This window comes from Mesorhizobium sp. M1312 (assembly GCF_040318115.1).
Classification (GTDB): domain Bacteria; phylum Pseudomonadota; class Alphaproteobacteria; order Rhizobiales; family Rhizobiaceae; genus Mesorhizobium.
The window spans coordinates 156,635-171,173 of the sequence record NZ_JAMYLQ010000009.1 but is presented as its reverse complement, the minus strand read 5'-3'; the positions used below and the strand labels follow the sequence as shown (position 1 = coordinate 171,173).

The window sequence follows — 14,539 nt, the reverse complement described above, 5'->3', positions numbered from 1 at the left end:
TTCGAATCGTACCGCCGCTCTATCTCTTTCTTTGAGCATCGGATTTCCCAAAACCTATTTAGGGTCCAATGCTCTAATTTAGGCGGGCTTTAGGCAGGGCGAAATGCTGCTCAGTCTCCGGCGACAAAGAACGTCCACTGTCCGTCCGGCGTGATGCCGACGCGATAGAAGATGTAGGCGCCGAACTGCTTCATGCTGTCATAGTCGCCGGCGGTGACGATCTTGAACAGCTCGACCCGCTGCCTGGCGTTGAGCTTGTCCAGCGGCAGCGCGAAGAAATATGGCCAGACATAAAGCTCCTGCGGCGTGCCGGCATCGACATGGACATAGCCGGCACTGAGCACCTCTTCCAGGATGGCGAGGATTTCTTGGCCTTCCGTGTCGCCCGAAAGACCTTTCAGGAAGGTGATCGGGTCGCCTTCGATCTCGCTCAGCGACAATTGGGTCATCGTATCGCCCTGGCCGATCAGCGGCCGGAGCTTTTCGATGTCGCCGCTCTTGCAGGCCTCGATGATCAGATCGTGCATGCGTCTGACCGGCTCCGGCAGCTTGCCGAGATCGTAGACGACCTCGGGCAAGGGGTCATCCGGATCGGCTTGCGGATTGGCGATGCCACCATCGTCTGTTGGCCCGCCTGGTTTGATCTGTTGCCGTTCGTCGGGCGACGTCGGCTGGCTGGCCGCAGGCGGTGCCGTGCCGGGCGGGTCGGGCATCGGCACCGCGGTTCCGGGCGGCGACATGTCATCATCGGCGGGCGGCATGACTGGCGAGGGCAGGTCCTCGCGCTTGATTTCACTCAGCGCATAAGCAGGGCTGCTTGCGAGGCAAAGCGCTAACGGAACCGCGGTGCAAAAAGCGGCGAGCCGGATGCTGAGGGCCAAGCCACGCGGCTGGCCTGACGTCGAAAAATTCACCGCCTGCCTCTCCATGATTCCGTCCAGATGCCCAGGCCCTTACAGGTGCCCGGGCCCTTACAGGTGCCCAGGCCCTTACAGGTGCCCAGGCCCTTACAGGTGCCCAGGGCCTTTACAGATGCCCAGGCCCCGCCCAGGTACCCAAGGCATGACGCCCAAGCGGCACGCCGCCGTCAAATATCCTGATGCCGATTCAGTGCCGCAGCCGTCCTGGTTCGAAGGCCCCGGCTATCACCTTTTCACGCATGCGGTCGAGCAGGGCAAGGGCCGAGGTCTCGCCATTGGCGCGCAGCATTTCGCCGAACGCGGTTTCGAGGGCCGCCTCGGCGATGATTTCCGGCTCGATTCCTGCCGAAAGCCCTTCCGCCCAGGCCTCGCTGTGGCTTTCCACGGCAGTCAGGCGCTTTTCTTCCCTGACCAGCGCGTCGATGTCGTTGACGCCATGTTCCATTGCGATGTCCACCCTTTTCAAGCGGCGATCCGGCAGATGCGGATCAGGCTTGGGCTGTCCCTTTTACACGCAGGTTAAGTAAGTACTTGTAAATACGACATTTATAGGGTCGTTTCGACAAGGGCTCGTCACGTTTTGCAAACCTGCGTTCGATCCGATTCAAACTTAGCCGATTAGGCCGGCGAGCGGGATGAAAACCTTCAGTTTGAGTTAATTCTACATCCGCGCCGTAACGTTTCGTTAATACCGTTGCAGAAGTGCAACATAAGGATTGCACTAAGACGCCACCGGGCACAAGCAGAGGTACGAAAGTCAGTTGCCGTAGCGCGAGGCGATGTCGCGCGACAGCGTCTCGCCTTCCTTCATGTAGCGGCTGATGGCTTCGGTCGCCGAGGCGGTACACTGCGTGTAGGTGCCGCCGAAGGAGCGGTAGCCGCGGTTGAAGCTGGCAATGAAGCGGGCACGCCGCTCCGGGTCCGGGTTTTCTGAAGCAATCAGCTTCTCCATCTCGACCCGCCACTGGTCGCCCTTCTCGCCGCACAGATTACGCAGGAAATGCAGCGATCCAAGCACCTCCGCCAGCCGCATCAGCCCCGGTTCGAACGGCGACTCGGCGCCCAGAGCCGGCCGCGCCCCGATTGCCATACTGGCGGCGAGGCAAGCTGCAAGGAAAAGCGATGCGCGGATCATAAGTCTATGTGGTCAAACAATTTGTCGCCTGCAAGGCGATTTTGGAGATTACGCCCCTGCATTCCTGAGCAATTCGTCGGCAACGGCAAACACCGAAGCGGCAAGCGGCAGCGCCGTCATTTCGTTGAGTGTATAGAAGGCGGCGGTCTCGGCGTCGTCGCTGGCCACGGGCTCGCCGCCGGCATAGGTGGCGCCAAACACCGTCAGCAGATAGTCGACCGGGTGCCCGTCGCTGCCGCCGTCGATGTGGATTTCCCGAAGTGCGCGGTAGTTGTGCGCCTGCAACCCGGTTTCTTCCAGCAGTTCGCGTTTCGCGGCTTGTTCCAGCGTTTCGCCGGCCTCAACCTTGCCGCCCGGAAACGCGTAAAATCCTTGCGAAGGCGGCCGCGCCCGCTTGACCAGCAGCACCGTGTTGCCGCGGACAATGGCGACCGAGACTGCCGGGAGTATCTTACGCATCTCGTCCATGGATTACCGATCGTCATTTGCTGCAGCCGGTTGTGGACCGGTCGGCGTGAAGAAGCATTAACGGTTGCGCAACGCCGGTTCCATCGCCACCTTCGCATCCGACCAATTCAACGAGTTTTAGCGTATGTGCGGACGCTTTGCCTTGACCGCCACGCCGGACCAGACTGCCGCTTTTCTCGGTCTGGCGGAGCTGGAGGATTTTCCGGCCCGCTACAACATCGCGCCGACGCAGCCGGTCCTGATGGCGATTGCAGGCTTGCCGCAGGCGCCAGGCTCGAACCTGCCCGATCGGCAGCCGATGCTGGTGCGCTGGGGGCTGATCCCGACCTGGCTGAAGGAAACGCGTGAGTTTCCGCTGCTGTTCAACGCCCGATCGGAGGGAGCAACGGAAAAGGCCTCGTTTCGCACCGCCATGCGCCATCGCCGCGCTTTGGTGCCGGCTTCCGGCTTCTACGAATGGCGTCAATCAGGCGGCAAGAGGAGACAGCCCTATTGGGTGCGGCCGAAGCATGGCGGGCTTGTCGCCTTCGCCGGGCTGATCGAGACCTATGCCGAGCCGGGCGGTTCGGAGATGGACACCGGCGCCATCCTGACCGTCAACGCCAATGCCGACATCGCCCATATCCACGATCGAATGCCGGTGGTGATAGATCCGCAGGATTTCGGTCGCTGGCTGGATTGCCGCACGCTGGAGCCGCGCGACGTGGCCGACCTGCTCAGACCGGCACGGCTCGATTTCTTCGAGGCTGTCCCGGTTTCCGACCTCGTCAACAAGGTCGACAACACCGGACCGGAGATTCAGGAAAGGGGCTTCGTAGGGCCGGAACCCGGGAAGGCCAGGCGCCAGAAGCCCGGCGCGGACGATGGTCAGATGACCTTGTTTTAGCAGTAGCTGGGTTTTAGCAGCAGCTGCTATTTCCTGGGCGCCTCAGCGCTCTCATTGGCGGCGCCCCATTTACTGGCGACCGGCCGGCCGCACGTCACATCAGGCAGCGCGCGGCGATATGATCTTCTGCACCGGCTTTTTCTTCTTCGCCGTGTGGAGAAGGGCGGCGACGATCGCGGCCGGGCCGATCGCCCGATATTGGCTGGCGAGCGCCGGTTGCTTGGCGCTGCTGGAGTCCTGCTTGGTTCGGGGCATTTTTCTCTTCCCTGGTAACGTCTTCGTGTCCGCGTTTGCTGGTCGAATCCGACCAAATCGTGACATCTGGTGATCTAGCCGGCGAATGTTTCATGACTGTGCCGAGATGTTTAATAAAATGTTTCACTGCGTCATTACCTGTGATCCAGCGACTCTTTTGCCGAAAGTTGCGACTTGACGGCAACACCGGGTGAGGCGATAAAGCCGCTCATGAGAACGTCTTTCGCCATTTGTGGCATTTGCATTATTGGCTAGCTTCGCGCTGGTCCGGACGTTTTCGCCTATCTTCCTTCTAGAGTGGACAAACGCCCCGGCCAGCAGGCTGGTGCCTGATTTGCATCTCGGCGCACGTGGGCCCAGCCAAAAAGTAACGCACCGGGAAGGCATGAATGTCTGACGCATCGAAGGGCCTGCGCCTCTACAACACACTGACGCGGACCAAGGAGGATTTCTTCCCGATCGATCCGCGCAATGTGCGCATGTATGTCTGCGGCCCAACGGTCTACGACTTTGCTCATATCGGCAACGCGCGGCCGGTGATCGTCTTCGACGTGCTGTTCCGTCTGCTGCGCCATCTCTACGGGCAAGCGCACGTCACCTATGTGCGCAACATCACGGACGTCGACGACAAGATCAATGACCGCGCATTGCGCGATTTCGGCGGCGAGATTGCGTCGGGAAAGCTGTCGCTGAACGAGGCGATCCGGCGGGTCACCGAAAAAACCGCCGACCAGTTCCACAAGGATGTGGCGACGCTCGGCTGCCTGGAGCCGACGGTCGAGCCGCGCGCCACTGAATTCGTCGAGCCGCGCGCCGACGGCAAAGTCGACATGATGTCCTTGATTCGACGGTTGATCGAACGCGGCCATGCTTATGTTGCGGCAGGCGAAGTTCTGTTCGACACGGCCTCGATGCCAGATTACGGCCAATTATCGAAGCGCAATCTCGACGAACAGCAGGCCGGCGCTCGCGTCGCCGTCGATCCGCACAAGAAGAACCCTGGCGATTTCGTGCTGTGGAAGCTGTCCTCGCCGGAAGAGCCGGGCTGGGACAGCCCGTGGGGCAGGGGCCGGCCGGGCTGGCACATCGAGTGCTCGGCGATGTCGGCCGCCTATCTCGGCGAGGTCTTCGACATTCATGGCGGCGGGCTCGACCTGATCTTCCCGCACCACGAGAATGAGATCGCCCAGTCGCGCTGCGCCCACGGCACCGACGTGATGGCCAGGGTGTGGATGCACAACGGCTTCCTGCAGGTCGAGGGGCAGAAGATGTCCAAGAGCCTGGGCAACTTCTACTCGATCAACGAGTTGCTGGAGACGGAGACCTTTGGCGGCCGAAAGTGGCCAGGCGAGGTGCTCAGGCTCGCGATGCTGATGACGCATTATCGCGAGCCGATCGACTTTTCCGTGCGCAAGCTGGAAGAGGCGGAAAACACGCTGCGTAAATGGAAGCGGGCGGCGGATCTGGCACCGGCGGCCGCAAAGCAATTGCCGGTCGAAGTGGTGGAAGCCTTGTCGGACGATCTCGCAACCTATTCTGCGTTCCAGGTGCTGACGCAGCTGGCCGGCGAGGCTGTGGATTTCAATGCTGCCGGTGGCGGCAATGCTGCTGCCGTGGGCAACGATGCTGCCGTTTCGCTGAAGGCGGCACTATCGTTCCTCGGTTTCGACGTCGCGCCGGCCAAGGTTGATGAAGACGCCATCGCCAAGGCGATCACCAAACGGCTCGCACTGATCGCCGCCGGAAATTGGGCCGAGGCCGACCGCATCCGCGAAGAATTGCTGGCACAGCGCATTCAGTTGAAGGACGGCAAGGACCCCGTCACCGGTACCCGCATCACCACCTGGGAGGTAAAAAGATGATCGATCATCTCGGCATCACCGTTTCCGATTTTGACACCTCCAAGGCGTTCTATGACAACGCGATGGCGCCGCTTGGTGCCTCACTGCTCTACATGGTGCCGCAGGAATACACCGGCGGCGCTAAGGTCGGCGGCTATGGCCGCGACCGGCCGGTGTTCTGGCTGCATGCCGGCAAGGACAAGCCAAGGGACCGCCAGCATGTCGCTTTCACCGCGCGCAGCCGCGCCGAAGTCGATGCCTTCCACGCCGCCGCCATCGCTGCCGGCGGCAAGGACAATGGCGGGCCGGGCCTGCGTCCGCACTATCATGCGAACTACTATGGCGCCTTTGTCTTGGATCCCGACGGCAACAATGTCGAAGCCGTCTGCCATGCCGCGGAGTGACGCAATGAGCCTAGACAACAGACCGGTCTATACAGGCGGTTGCCAGTGCGGCGCCGTGCGTTTCCGTGTCGAAGGCGCGCTGGGTGACGCCTCCGTCTGCCACTGCCGCATGTGCCAGAAGGCAAGCGGCAATTTCTACCTGCCGCTGGTGTCCGTGCATGGCGCAAAACTCGACTGGACGCGCGGCGAGCCCAAACGCTTCCGCTCCTCCAACGCCGCTTGGCGTGGTTTTTGCGCCGATTGCGGCACGCCGCTGACCTTCGAGGCGCCCGATGGCATCGCCCTCGCCATCGCCGCCTTCGACGATCCGGAGGACATCGCGCCGACGATCCAGTGGGGCATCGAAGCAAAACTTCCCTTTGTCGATCACATCCACGAATTGCCCGGCGAGGACACGATGGCCGATATTTCATCGTCCTCCTATCTCGCCGATCTCGTCTCTTACCAGCACCCCGACCACGACACCGAACAATGGCCGCCGGAGGAAAGATCATGACTGAAACCGTTCGAACCGGCGGCTGCCAGTGCGGCGCCGTACGTTTTCGCATTCGCGGGGCGCTTGGACGCCCGTCCATCTGCCATTGCCGCATGTGCCAGAAACAGTTCGGTTCCTTCTTCGGCGCGCTGGTGACGGTGCCGAAGGACGGCGTCGAATGGGTGCGCGAGGAGCCGAGCTATTTCCAGTCGTCGGTCAACATCGATCGCGGCTTTTGCAGCCGCTGCGGCACGCCACTGACCTATCGGCAGCCCGGCGGGCTTGAGATCGCCATCGGCGCTTTTGACGATCGCTCCGACCTCGCACCGCAGATCCAGATCAACTACGCCGCCCGGCTGCCCTGGGTGGAGAAGATCTTCGACGCGCCGGTCCATGACGATCCCGACTACTACACCCGGCAGGAATCGATCATCTCCTTCCAGCATCCGGATCACGAGACGGCCAATTGGCCGCAGCAGGGCCTGAAATTATGAGCGGTGAACTGCGCACCCTCTATCCGGAGATAGAGGCCTACGAGTCCGGCATGCTGGATGTCGGCGACGGCCATCAGGTCTACTGGGAGCGTTCCGGCACCAGGGGTGCCAAGCCAGCCGTATTCCTGCATGGCGGACCGGGCGGCACGATTTCCCCGAAGCACCGGCGGCTGTTCGATCCGAAGCTTTACGATGTCATCCTGTTCGACCAGCGCGGCTGCGGAAAGTCGACGCCCAACGCCTCGCTCGAGGCCAACACCACCTGGCATCTGGTCGCCGACATCGAGCGCCTGCGCGACATGTGCGGCTTCGACAAATGGCTGGTGTTCGGCGGCTCGTGGGGCTCGACACTGGCGCTGGCCTATGCCGAGACGCACCCCGAACGCGTCAGCGAGCTGGTCGTGCGCGGCATTTATACGCTGACGCGCGCGGAACTCGAATGGTATTACCAGTTCGGCGTCTCGGAAATGTTCCCCGACAAATGGGAGCGCTTCCTGGCGCCGATTCCTGAGGCCGAGCGCGGCGACATGATGGCGGCCTATCGCAAGCGGCTGGTCGGCAGCGACCGCAAGGCACAGGTCGAGGCCGCCGGCGCCTGGAGCCTGTGGGAAGGCGAGACGATCACGCTGTTGCCCGATCCGGAAACCAGCAGGCCGTTTGGCGAAGACGACTACGCCGTCGCCTTCGCCCGCATCGAGAACCATTATTTCGTCCATGCCGGCTGGCTGGAGGAAGGGCAACTGCTGCGTGATGCCTTCAAATTGAAGGACATCCCCGGCACCATCGTCCACGGCCGCTACGACATGCCGTGCCCGGCGCGCTATGCCTGGGCGCTGCACAAGGCGTGGCCGAAGGCAGACTTCCATCTGGTCGAGGCCGCAGGGCATGCCTATTCGGAGCCGGGCATCCTCGACCGACTGATCCGGTCGACGGATCGGTTTGCGGGGAAATGATCATGGGCCGCGAGCGCCTCTATCTCTTCGACACCACACTGCGCGATGGCCAGCAGACACCGGGCATCGACTTTTCGATCGAGGACAAGATCGCCATCGCCGGGCTGCTCGACGAGTTCGGCGTCGACTATGTCGAGGGCGGCTATCCCGGCGCCAATCCGACCGACACCGCCTTCTTTGCCGAGCACCGCACGGCCAGTGCCAAATTCGTCGCCTTCGGCATGACCAAGCGGGCAGGGGTGTCGACCTCGAACGATCCAGGCCTCGCAGCATTGGTCCAGTCGAAGTCGGACGCCATCTGCTTTGTTGCCAAGAGCTGGGACTACCATGTCCGCGTCGCGCTGGGCTGCACCAACGAGGAAAACCTCGAGGCGATCAAAGCCTCGGTCGAGGCGGCGGTTGCTGCCGGGAAGGAAGCACTGGTCGACTGCGAGCATTTCTTCGACGGCTTCAAGGCCAATCCCGATTATGCACTGGCCTGCGCCAGGACCGCTTACGACGCCGGCGCGCGCTGGGTGGTGCTGTGCGACACCAATGGCGGCACACAGCCGTCGGAAGTGCGCGCCATCGTCGAGAAGGTCATCGCCTCGGGCATTCCCGGAGACCATCTCGGTATCCATGCCCATGACGACACCGGCCAGGCGGTGGCGAATTCGCTCGCCGCCGTCGAGGCCGGCGTGCGCCAGATCCAGGGCACGCTGAACGGCATCGGCGAGCGCTGCGGCAACGCCAATCTGATCTCGATCGTGCCGACGCTAGCGCTGAAGCCGGCCTTCTCCAACCGCTTTGTAACAGGCATCTCAGCCGAAGCATTGGCCGGGATATCGCGCCTGTCCCGCGCGTTCGATGAATTGCTGAACCGCGCGCCGGAGGCGCAGGCGCCCTATGTCGGCGCTTCCGCCTTCGCCACCAAGGCCGGCATCCATGCCTCGGCGCTGGCCAAGGAGCCCGCCACCTACGAGCATGTGCCGCCGGAAGCGGTCGGCAACCGCCGCCGCGTCATGGTCTCGGACCAGGGCGGCAAGGCCAATTTCCTCGCCGAGTTGAAACGGCGCGGCATCGAAATGCCGAAGGACGACCACCGGCTCGACGCGCTGATATCAGTGGTCAAGGAGCGCGAGGCCGAGGGCTATGCCTATGAAGGCGCCGACGCCAGCTTCGAGTTGCTGGCGCGCAAGATGCTGCACGGCCTGCCGGAATTCTTCAGCGTCACCTCGTTCCGCTGCATGGTCGAGCGCCGCTTCGACGCCAACGGCCAGCTGAAGACGGTCTCCGAGGCGATCGTCAAGGTGCTGGTCGACGGCGAGGAGAAGATGTCGGTGGCCGAAGGGCACGGTCCGGTCAACGCGCTCGACATCGCGCTGCGCAAGGATCTCGGAAAATTCCAGAACGAGATTGCCGACCTCGAGCTTGCCGACTTCAAGGTGCGTATCCTCAATGGCGGCACCGAGGCGATTACCCGCGTGCTGATCGAGTCGCATGACGCAACCGGCGCCCGCTGGTGGACGGTCGGCGTCTCAGAAAACATCATCGACGCCTCCTTCCAGGCGCTGATGGATTCGATCGTCTACAAGCTGATGAAGAACCGCGAGATGGCCGGGCTGGTCGCGGCGGAGTAGGCGCTGCCCTTCCCGCCACACTGCGTGGGGTGAGGAACCCTGGTTCTGCGAAGGCAATCGCCGTTGAACCATCAGCGAAAGTCCATTGATCCATCAGAACTTTGCGATGGTCTTGGCACCGCGGCTGGCGCATAGCGTTGGGCCATGGCCACGGACGCAATTCAGATCGAGGCAGACGCCAAGGCCCGGCGTGGCTTCCTGCTGGCGCTGGACGCCTATCTCCTGTGGGGGCTGCTGCCCTTCTACATGAAGGCCGTCGCACGTCTGCCGCTGGCCGAAGTCATCGCGCATCGCATCGTCTGGTCGGTGCCGATCGCAGCCGCTGTTTTGATCTGGGCCGGCCGCACGGCGGATTTCAAAGCGGCGGTGCGTTCGCCGCGCATCATTTCGATGGCGGCGCTGACGGCGGCGCTGATTTCAGTCAATTGGGGCATCTATGTCTGGGCGATCGCGGTCGACCGTACCATCGAGACCGCGCTTGGCTACTACATCAACCCGCTTGTCAGCGTCGTAGTCGGCGCGCTGCTGCTCGGCGAACGGCTCGACCGGCTGCAGATCGCGGCGGTGGTGCTGGCGGCCATCGCGGTCGCGGTGCTGACGATCGACGCCGGCAAGCTGCCCTGGGTGTCGCTGGTGCTGGCGTTTTCCTTTGCCGCCTATGCCTTCTTCCGCAAGACGCTGCCGATCGGCCCGAGCCAGGGCTTTCTGCTCGAAGTGCTGCTGCTGTCGGTGCCGGCCCTCGGCTACGTCATCTTCCTCATCGTAACCGGGCAGGACCATTTCGTCTCCAGTTCCCTGAACGATACCGCATTGCTGATCGGCTGCGGCCCGGTCACCGCCATACCGCTGCTGCTGTTTGCCTTCGGGGCCAAGCTGTTGCGTCTCTCCACCATCGGCATCATGCAGTATATCGCACCGACCATTGTGTTCCTGATCGCCGTGCTGATTTTCGGCGAACCCTTCGGCAGCACCCAGGCCATCGCCTTCGGCCTGATCTGGACTGCGCTGGCGATGTATTCGTGGTCGATGTTCCGTGGCCGCGAGATCCGGCCTGCCGCAACGGCAGCGCGGTAAAGGCAAGGGGTTTCCGATGTATGTCCTGCATATGGCCAACAAGAACTATTCCTCATGGTCGCTGCGGCCATGGGTGCTGATGCGAGAGCTGGGCATTCCATTCGAAGAGCGGCTGACTCCGTTCCCGACCGGATCGAGTTGGAGCCTCTACCGGCCGTTCTCGCCCAGCGGTCGGGTACCGTGCCTGATCGACGATGGCTGGGCGGTGTGGGATTCACTGGCCATCGCCGAATATCTGGCTGAGCGCCATCACGGCGTCTGGCCTGCCGACTCGAAGGCGCGAGCTTGGGCGCGGTCGGCTGCCGCCGAAATGCATTCGAGCTTCACCGCCTTGCGCGGCTCGTGCCCTATGAGTTGCGGTGTGCGCATCGAGCCATTTCCAATGTCCGATGCGCTGAAGCACGACCTCTTCCGCCTCGGTGACCTCTGGAACGACGGCCTTGCCAGCTTCGGTGGGCCATTCCTGGCCGGCGACCGCTTCACCGCCGTTGACGCCTTCTTTGCCCCGGTGGCGTTTAGGGTTCAGTCCTACGGACTGTCTTTCGAGGGCGCAGCTGCCGCCTATCCGGCGCGATTGCTGGCTCTGCCGGCGATGCGCGAATGGTACGCGGCAGCCCTTGCAGAGACTTGGCGCGAGCCGAACCACGAAGCGGAGGTGCGCGCCGCCGGCACTGTCGTCGAGGATCTTCGCGCAACAGTGTGAGCGATGCTCCTACATTCCCCGACCTAGCCTCCTGACGAACAGATAGACGACCGCGGCGACAACCAGCGATATCGCCGACGCCACCCAGAAGCCGATTGGCGTGTCGATCAGCGGCAGCCCGCCGACATTCATGCCGAACAGGCCTGAGATGATCGTCATCGGCAACAGCACCGCGGTCATTACCGACAGCATGTAGAGCAACTGGTTCGACTGCGTCGTCAGCTTGGCCATCAGTTCATCCTGCAAGAGCCGGGCACGTGCCTGCAATTGCTCGCCGTCATGATGCAACGTGTGGGCGCGGTGCGAAAGTCGTGCCGCCATGTCGTTGATGGTATCAGGCAAATCGTTGCGATGCGAATGGTCGAGATGGCGGAACAGGCTGGTCAGCGTCGCCATCTGCCGGTGGATCACCACCAGTTGCCGGCGCGCATCGACCAACGCCTGCCGTTCACTGTGCCATGCGTCGCAGACGATGCGGTCCTCGATACCATCGAGCGTGTCGCCGAGGCTCCCGAGTTCCGTCGCCATGCCGTCGAGGGACTGGCCCATGACAGCCTCGATCAGTTCGGCCGGAGAGCGGAACTTGCGCGAGCCGTTCTCGATCGCCTTGCGGACATTGTCGACCGACCGTTGCGGTTGCTTGCGGCCGCCGATCAGCATGGTGTCGTTGAAGGCGAAGCGGAAATGGCCAAGCCCGCGCGCCTCCGCCGAATAGTCGTGGCGCAGGTCCGGCAGATCGCCGTAGAGCCAGTCGCCCTCGAGGTCGATATGGCAGCCATGGCCGGCCGACAGGAAGGCATCGCGCACCGGCGGCGGCAAAGCCGGCTCGGTGGCGATCTCGTGGCGGGCGCGCATGTCGGAAAGCTGGTAGCTGCGCCATGTCCAGCGTGTGGCGGCCGGGTCTTTGGTTCTCGCGCCTTCGGCGGTGAAGTGATAGACGAAGAACAGCCCGTGCTCGTCTGGCAGATAAGGCGACAGATCGCTGCCTTCCGGGTTGAGGGTGATGTTCATGGTCGCGTCGCCAGTCTCTCGAAAACGCCGCCGTGCGGCGGCGACCACGCTGTGATTACTAGCACGGGCGAACCGGTTTCGTGTGACGGGTTTTGACGGTCATCCGAGGCGGCCTACCAACGCCGTTGTTTGGAGCAATTTGGAATAATACGTCGTTGACTCGCGTTTGCGTAAAGAGCACGACGCAAATCCATGCGGAGGACGTCCGATGCATGCCAGCTTCCCTCGAAACACAATCATAGCGGTATTGGGAATCGTCATGGCGAGCTGTGCTGGCGTTCCAGCGCAGAAAACGGGGGCAATAATCGGCTATGGCCCCAACCCGACTTTGCCGAAACCAAGACCGACGCTGATCCCGACCGTCAACATCGCTGAGGCGACAGGCTGGCAGAAAGGTGGGATGCCGACCCCGGCGAGGGGGCTGACAGTGAACGCCTTCGCCACCGGGCTCGATCATCCGCGCTGGCTGCATGTGCTTCCGAACGGCGACGTGCTGGTTGCCGAAACCAATGCCCCAGCCAAGCATGACGAAGGCCTCAGCCTTAGAAAGGTCTTCATGGACCTGGCTATGAAGCGCGCCGGCGCCGCGACCAAAAGCGCCAACCGCATCACGCTCCTGCGCGACACCAATGGCGACGGCATTGCGGATGTGCGCAGGACGTTCGCTGAAGGCCTCAATTCACCCTTCGGTATGACGCTGTCCAAAGGCAAGCTCTATGTCGCGAATACCGACGCGCTCGTCGCTTTCGCCTACTCCAATGGCCAGACCCGAGTCACCACGCCGCCGGAAAAGATCACCGACTTGCCGGCCGGGGATCTCAACCATCATTGGACCAAGGACGTGATCGCAAGTCCGGATGGACGCAAGCTCTATGTCACCGTCGGCTCCAACAGTAACGTTGGCGAAAACGGCATCGCCGCGGAGAAGAACCGCGCCGCCGTCCTTGAAGTCGATCGGTCGACCCGCCGCACCCGGGTCTTCGCGTCAGGGCTGCGCAACCCAAACGGCCTGTCCTGGAACCCTGAAACTGGCGAGCTTTGGGTCGCCGTGAACGAGCGTGACGAGATCGGCGACGATCTCGTGCCGGACTATATGACCTCGGTTCGTGACGGCGCTTTTTATGGCTGGCCCTACAGCTACTTCGGACAGAACGTCGACGAACGCGTCAAGCCGCAGCGCCCCGATCTCGTGACTAGGGCGGTCAAGCCCGATTATGCGCTGGGTTCCCATACCGCCTCGCTGGGACTGACCTTCTCCAAAGGCGCGTCGCTCGGCCCAGCCTACGGCAGCGGCGCCTTCGTCGGCCAGCACGGCTCGTGGAACAGAAGCGTGCTCAGCGGTTACAAGGTGATCTTCGTGCCGTTCCGCGGCGGTAAACCGAGCGGTCCCCCGAAAGATGTGCTCACTGGCTTCATCGCGCGTGATGGCAAGGCGATGGGCCGTCCGGTCGGCGTTGCCATCGATCGGACCGGCGCTCTGCTCGTCGCCGACGACGTCGGCAATGTCATCTGGCGGGTCAGTCGGGCAAGTCGCCGACTTGCGGGCGGAGTAGCGGAATAGGGCAGAGATAGCGCTTCATGAGCGCGGGCCTACTTCCTTACTGCCTAAAGCTTGTCGATTACCGACTGCACACCCTCGGTCGGCGCATCGACCGACGATCCAGCGACCATGATGGCGGCGACAATCGCCTCCGGATCGTCGACCACCAGCGGCTTGACCCGCTGCGCTGTGTGGATGAAGCCCTCGGCCATCATGTGGTCGAGCAGCGCCAGCATCGGGTCCCAGAATCCCCCGACGTTGCCGAAGACGATCGGCTTGCGATGATGGCCGAGCTGGCCCCAGGTCATGATCTCGATGATTTCCTCGACCGTGCCGATGCCGCCCGGCAGCGCCACAAAGGCGTCGGATTTCTCGAACATCGTATGTTTGCGCTCGTGCATGTTTTCGGTGATGACGAGCTCGTCAAGCCGGTCAAGCGCGGTTTCGGTGGCCTCCTTGTTGATCAGGAAGCGCGGAATGATGCCCGTCACTTTGCCGCCGGCTCGCATTGCCCCTTCGGCAACAGCTCCCATGATGCCCTTGGTGCCGCCGCCATAGATCAGACGCAGGCCGGATTTGGCGATCGAACGCCCAAGCAGGTGTCCGGCCTTGGCATAGGTTTCATCGCGGCCTGGAGACGAGCCGCAATAGACGCAGATGGATCGAATCGTGTTCATGAGATGATTGGTGATTGGGTCTTTATTCGCGGTCAAGCCCAGGTGGGCTTTTTCTTGTCGACCCCCTTATTCTTGTCGGCCCCC

At 62.5% G+C, this 14,539-nt stretch carries 17 protein-coding genes; 10 read left to right on the top strand and 7 right to left on the bottom strand.

Annotated elements, in window-relative coordinates:
• Positions 1 to 110 precede the first annotated feature (110 nt).
• The 4 genes from NKH36_RS13620 to NKH36_RS13605 form a co-directional block, all read right to left on the bottom strand.
• Positions 111 to 914 carry a hypothetical protein gene (locus NKH36_RS13620; RefSeq protein WP_352961722.1) on the bottom strand — a complete coding sequence of 268 codons (804 nt, stop codon included), beginning with the start codon at positions 912 to 914 and terminating at the stop codon, positions 111 to 113.
• A gap of 193 nt (positions 915 to 1,107) precedes the next feature.
• Positions 1,108 to 1,365: a hypothetical protein gene (locus NKH36_RS13615; RefSeq protein WP_077381793.1), complete on the bottom strand. Its 258-nt coding sequence runs from the start codon at positions 1,363 to 1,365 to the stop codon at positions 1,108 to 1,110.
• A gap of 312 nt (positions 1,366 to 1,677) precedes the next feature.
• Positions 1,678 to 2,055 (bottom strand): TIGR02301 family protein, encoded by a 378-nt coding sequence (locus NKH36_RS13610; RefSeq protein WP_352961719.1) that lies wholly within the window; start codon positions 2,053 to 2,055, stop codon positions 1,678 to 1,680.
• A gap of 48 nt (positions 2,056 to 2,103) precedes the next feature.
• Complete coding sequence (locus NKH36_RS13605) at positions 2,104 to 2,523, bottom strand: NUDIX hydrolase (RefSeq protein WP_352961716.1); 420 nt, start codon at positions 2,521 to 2,523, stop codon at positions 2,104 to 2,106.
• 124 nt (positions 2,524 to 2,647) lie between these two features.
• On the opposite strand from NKH36_RS13605, the gene NKH36_RS13600 reads away from it, so the two are divergent.
• Positions 2,648 to 3,409, top strand: coding sequence for an SOS response-associated peptidase (locus NKH36_RS13600; RefSeq protein ID WP_352961714.1), 762 nt, complete (start codon positions 2,648 to 2,650; stop codon positions 3,407 to 3,409).
• A gap of 99 nt (positions 3,410 to 3,508) precedes the next feature.
• Here the strand turns inward: NKH36_RS13600 and NKH36_RS13595 are convergent, their stop codons facing one another.
• On the bottom strand, positions 3,509 to 3,664 hold the full coding sequence (locus NKH36_RS13595; protein WP_095496669.1) for a hypothetical protein: 156 nt from the start codon (positions 3,662 to 3,664) through the stop codon (positions 3,509 to 3,511).
• A gap of 389 nt (positions 3,665 to 4,053) precedes the next feature.
• Between NKH36_RS13595 and cysS the strand changes: the two genes are divergently transcribed.
• The 8 genes from cysS to NKH36_RS13555 all read left to right on the top strand — a co-directional run bounded on the left by cysS (position 4,054) and on the right by NKH36_RS13555 (position 11,227).
• Positions 4,054 to 5,526, top strand: coding sequence for a cysteine--tRNA ligase (gene cysS, locus NKH36_RS13590; protein WP_352961711.1), 1,473 nt, complete (start codon positions 4,054 to 4,056; stop codon positions 5,524 to 5,526).
• Positions 5,523 to 5,909, top strand: a complete 387-nt coding sequence (locus NKH36_RS13585) for a VOC family protein (RefSeq protein ID WP_352961708.1) — start codon at positions 5,523 to 5,525, stop codon at positions 5,907 to 5,909. The genes cysS and NKH36_RS13585 overlap by 4 nt, the downstream gene beginning before the upstream one ends.
• Positions 5,910 to 5,913: 4 nt before the next feature.
• Positions 5,914 to 6,405 (top strand): GFA family protein, encoded by a 492-nt coding sequence (locus tag NKH36_RS13580; RefSeq protein WP_352961705.1) that lies wholly within the window; start codon positions 5,914 to 5,916, stop codon positions 6,403 to 6,405.
• A complete protein-coding gene (locus NKH36_RS13575; RefSeq protein WP_023800738.1) occupies positions 6,402 to 6,878 on the top strand; it encodes a GFA family protein in 477 nt (158 codons plus the stop codon). The genes NKH36_RS13580 and NKH36_RS13575 overlap by 4 nt, the downstream gene beginning before the upstream one ends.
• Entirely contained in the window at positions 6,875 to 7,831 is a 957-nt protein-coding gene (gene pip, locus NKH36_RS13570) for a prolyl aminopeptidase (protein ID WP_352961703.1), read from the top strand. Before NKH36_RS13575 ends, pip begins: the two co-directional genes overlap by 4 nt.
• A gap of 2 nt (positions 7,832 to 7,833) precedes the next feature.
• Positions 7,834 to 9,450, top strand: a complete 1,617-nt coding sequence (gene cimA / locus NKH36_RS13565) for a citramalate synthase (protein ID WP_352961700.1) — start codon at positions 7,834 to 7,836, stop codon at positions 9,448 to 9,450.
• 144 nt (positions 9,451 to 9,594) lie between these two features.
• Positions 9,595 to 10,524 (top strand): EamA family transporter RarD, encoded by a 930-nt coding sequence (gene rarD, locus NKH36_RS13560; protein ID WP_352961697.1) that lies wholly within the window; start codon positions 9,595 to 9,597, stop codon positions 10,522 to 10,524.
• Between the two features lie 16 nt (positions 10,525 to 10,540).
• Complete coding sequence (locus NKH36_RS13555) at positions 10,541 to 11,227, top strand: glutathione S-transferase family protein (protein WP_352961694.1); 687 nt, start codon at positions 10,541 to 10,543, stop codon at positions 11,225 to 11,227.
• 9 nt (positions 11,228 to 11,236) lie between these two features.
• Here NKH36_RS13555 and NKH36_RS13550 read toward each other — a convergent pair whose 3' ends face one another.
• Positions 11,237 to 12,238 carry a transporter gene (locus NKH36_RS13550; protein ID WP_352961691.1) on the bottom strand — a complete coding sequence of 334 codons (1,002 nt, stop codon included), beginning with the start codon at positions 12,236 to 12,238 and terminating at the stop codon, positions 11,237 to 11,239.
• Positions 12,239 to 12,446: 208 nt separating this feature from the next.
• Between NKH36_RS13550 and NKH36_RS13545 the strand changes: the two genes are divergently transcribed.
• Positions 12,447 to 13,799, top strand: coding sequence for a PQQ-dependent sugar dehydrogenase (locus NKH36_RS13545; protein WP_352961689.1), 1,353 nt, complete (start codon positions 12,447 to 12,449; stop codon positions 13,797 to 13,799).
• 44 nt (positions 13,800 to 13,843) lie between these two features.
• Here NKH36_RS13545 and NKH36_RS13540 read toward each other — a convergent pair whose 3' ends face one another.
• On the bottom strand, positions 13,844 to 14,455 hold the full coding sequence (locus NKH36_RS13540) for an LOG family protein (RefSeq protein WP_292517042.1): 612 nt from the start codon (positions 14,453 to 14,455) through the stop codon (positions 13,844 to 13,846).
• Positions 14,456 to 14,539: the final 84 nt, after the last annotated feature.

Bases quoted from the DNA above. Each gene is read 5' to 3' on its own strand.
- NKH36_RS13595 (WP_095496669.1), bottom strand. From the start codon at position 3,664: ATGCCCCGAACCAAGCAGGACTCCAGCAGCGCCAAGCAACCGGCGCTC.
- NKH36_RS13545 (WP_352961689.1), top strand. From the start codon at position 12,447: ATGCATGCCAGCTTCCCTCGAAACACAATCATAGCGGTATTGGGAATC.
- NKH36_RS13605 (WP_352961716.1), bottom strand. From the start codon at position 2,523: ATGGACGAGATGCGTAAGATACTCCCGGCAGTCTCGGTCGCCATTGTC.
- NKH36_RS13600 (WP_352961714.1), top strand. From the start codon at position 2,648: ATGTGCGGACGCTTTGCCTTGACCGCCACGCCGGACCAGACTGCCGCT.
- cimA (WP_352961700.1), top strand. From the start codon at position 7,834: ATGGGCCGCGAGCGCCTCTATCTCTTCGACACCACACTGCGCGATGGC.
- NKH36_RS13615 (WP_077381793.1), bottom strand. From the start codon at position 1,365: ATGGAACATGGCGTCAACGACATCGACGCGCTGGTCAGGGAAGAAAAG.
- NKH36_RS13550 (WP_352961691.1), bottom strand. From the start codon at position 12,238: ATGAACATCACCCTCAACCCGGAAGGCAGCGATCTGTCGCCTTATCTG.
- NKH36_RS13610 (WP_352961719.1), bottom strand. From the start codon at position 2,055: ATGATCCGCGCATCGCTTTTCCTTGCAGCTTGCCTCGCCGCCAGTATG.
- rarD (WP_352961697.1), top strand. From the start codon at position 9,595: ATGGCCACGGACGCAATTCAGATCGAGGCAGACGCCAAGGCCCGGCGT.
- NKH36_RS13585 (WP_352961708.1), top strand. From the start codon at position 5,523: ATGATCGATCATCTCGGCATCACCGTTTCCGATTTTGACACCTCCAAG.
- NKH36_RS13555 (WP_352961694.1), top strand. From the start codon at position 10,541: ATGTATGTCCTGCATATGGCCAACAAGAACTATTCCTCATGGTCGCTG.
- pip (WP_352961703.1), top strand. From the start codon at position 6,875: ATGAGCGGTGAACTGCGCACCCTCTATCCGGAGATAGAGGCCTACGAG.
- NKH36_RS13575 (WP_023800738.1), top strand. From the start codon at position 6,402: ATGACTGAAACCGTTCGAACCGGCGGCTGCCAGTGCGGCGCCGTACGT.
- NKH36_RS13540 (WP_292517042.1), bottom strand. From the start codon at position 14,455: ATGAACACGATTCGATCCATCTGCGTCTATTGCGGCTCGTCTCCAGGC.
- NKH36_RS13580 (WP_352961705.1), top strand. From the start codon at position 5,914: ATGAGCCTAGACAACAGACCGGTCTATACAGGCGGTTGCCAGTGCGGC.
- cysS (WP_352961711.1), top strand. From the start codon at position 4,054: ATGTCTGACGCATCGAAGGGCCTGCGCCTCTACAACACACTGACGCGG.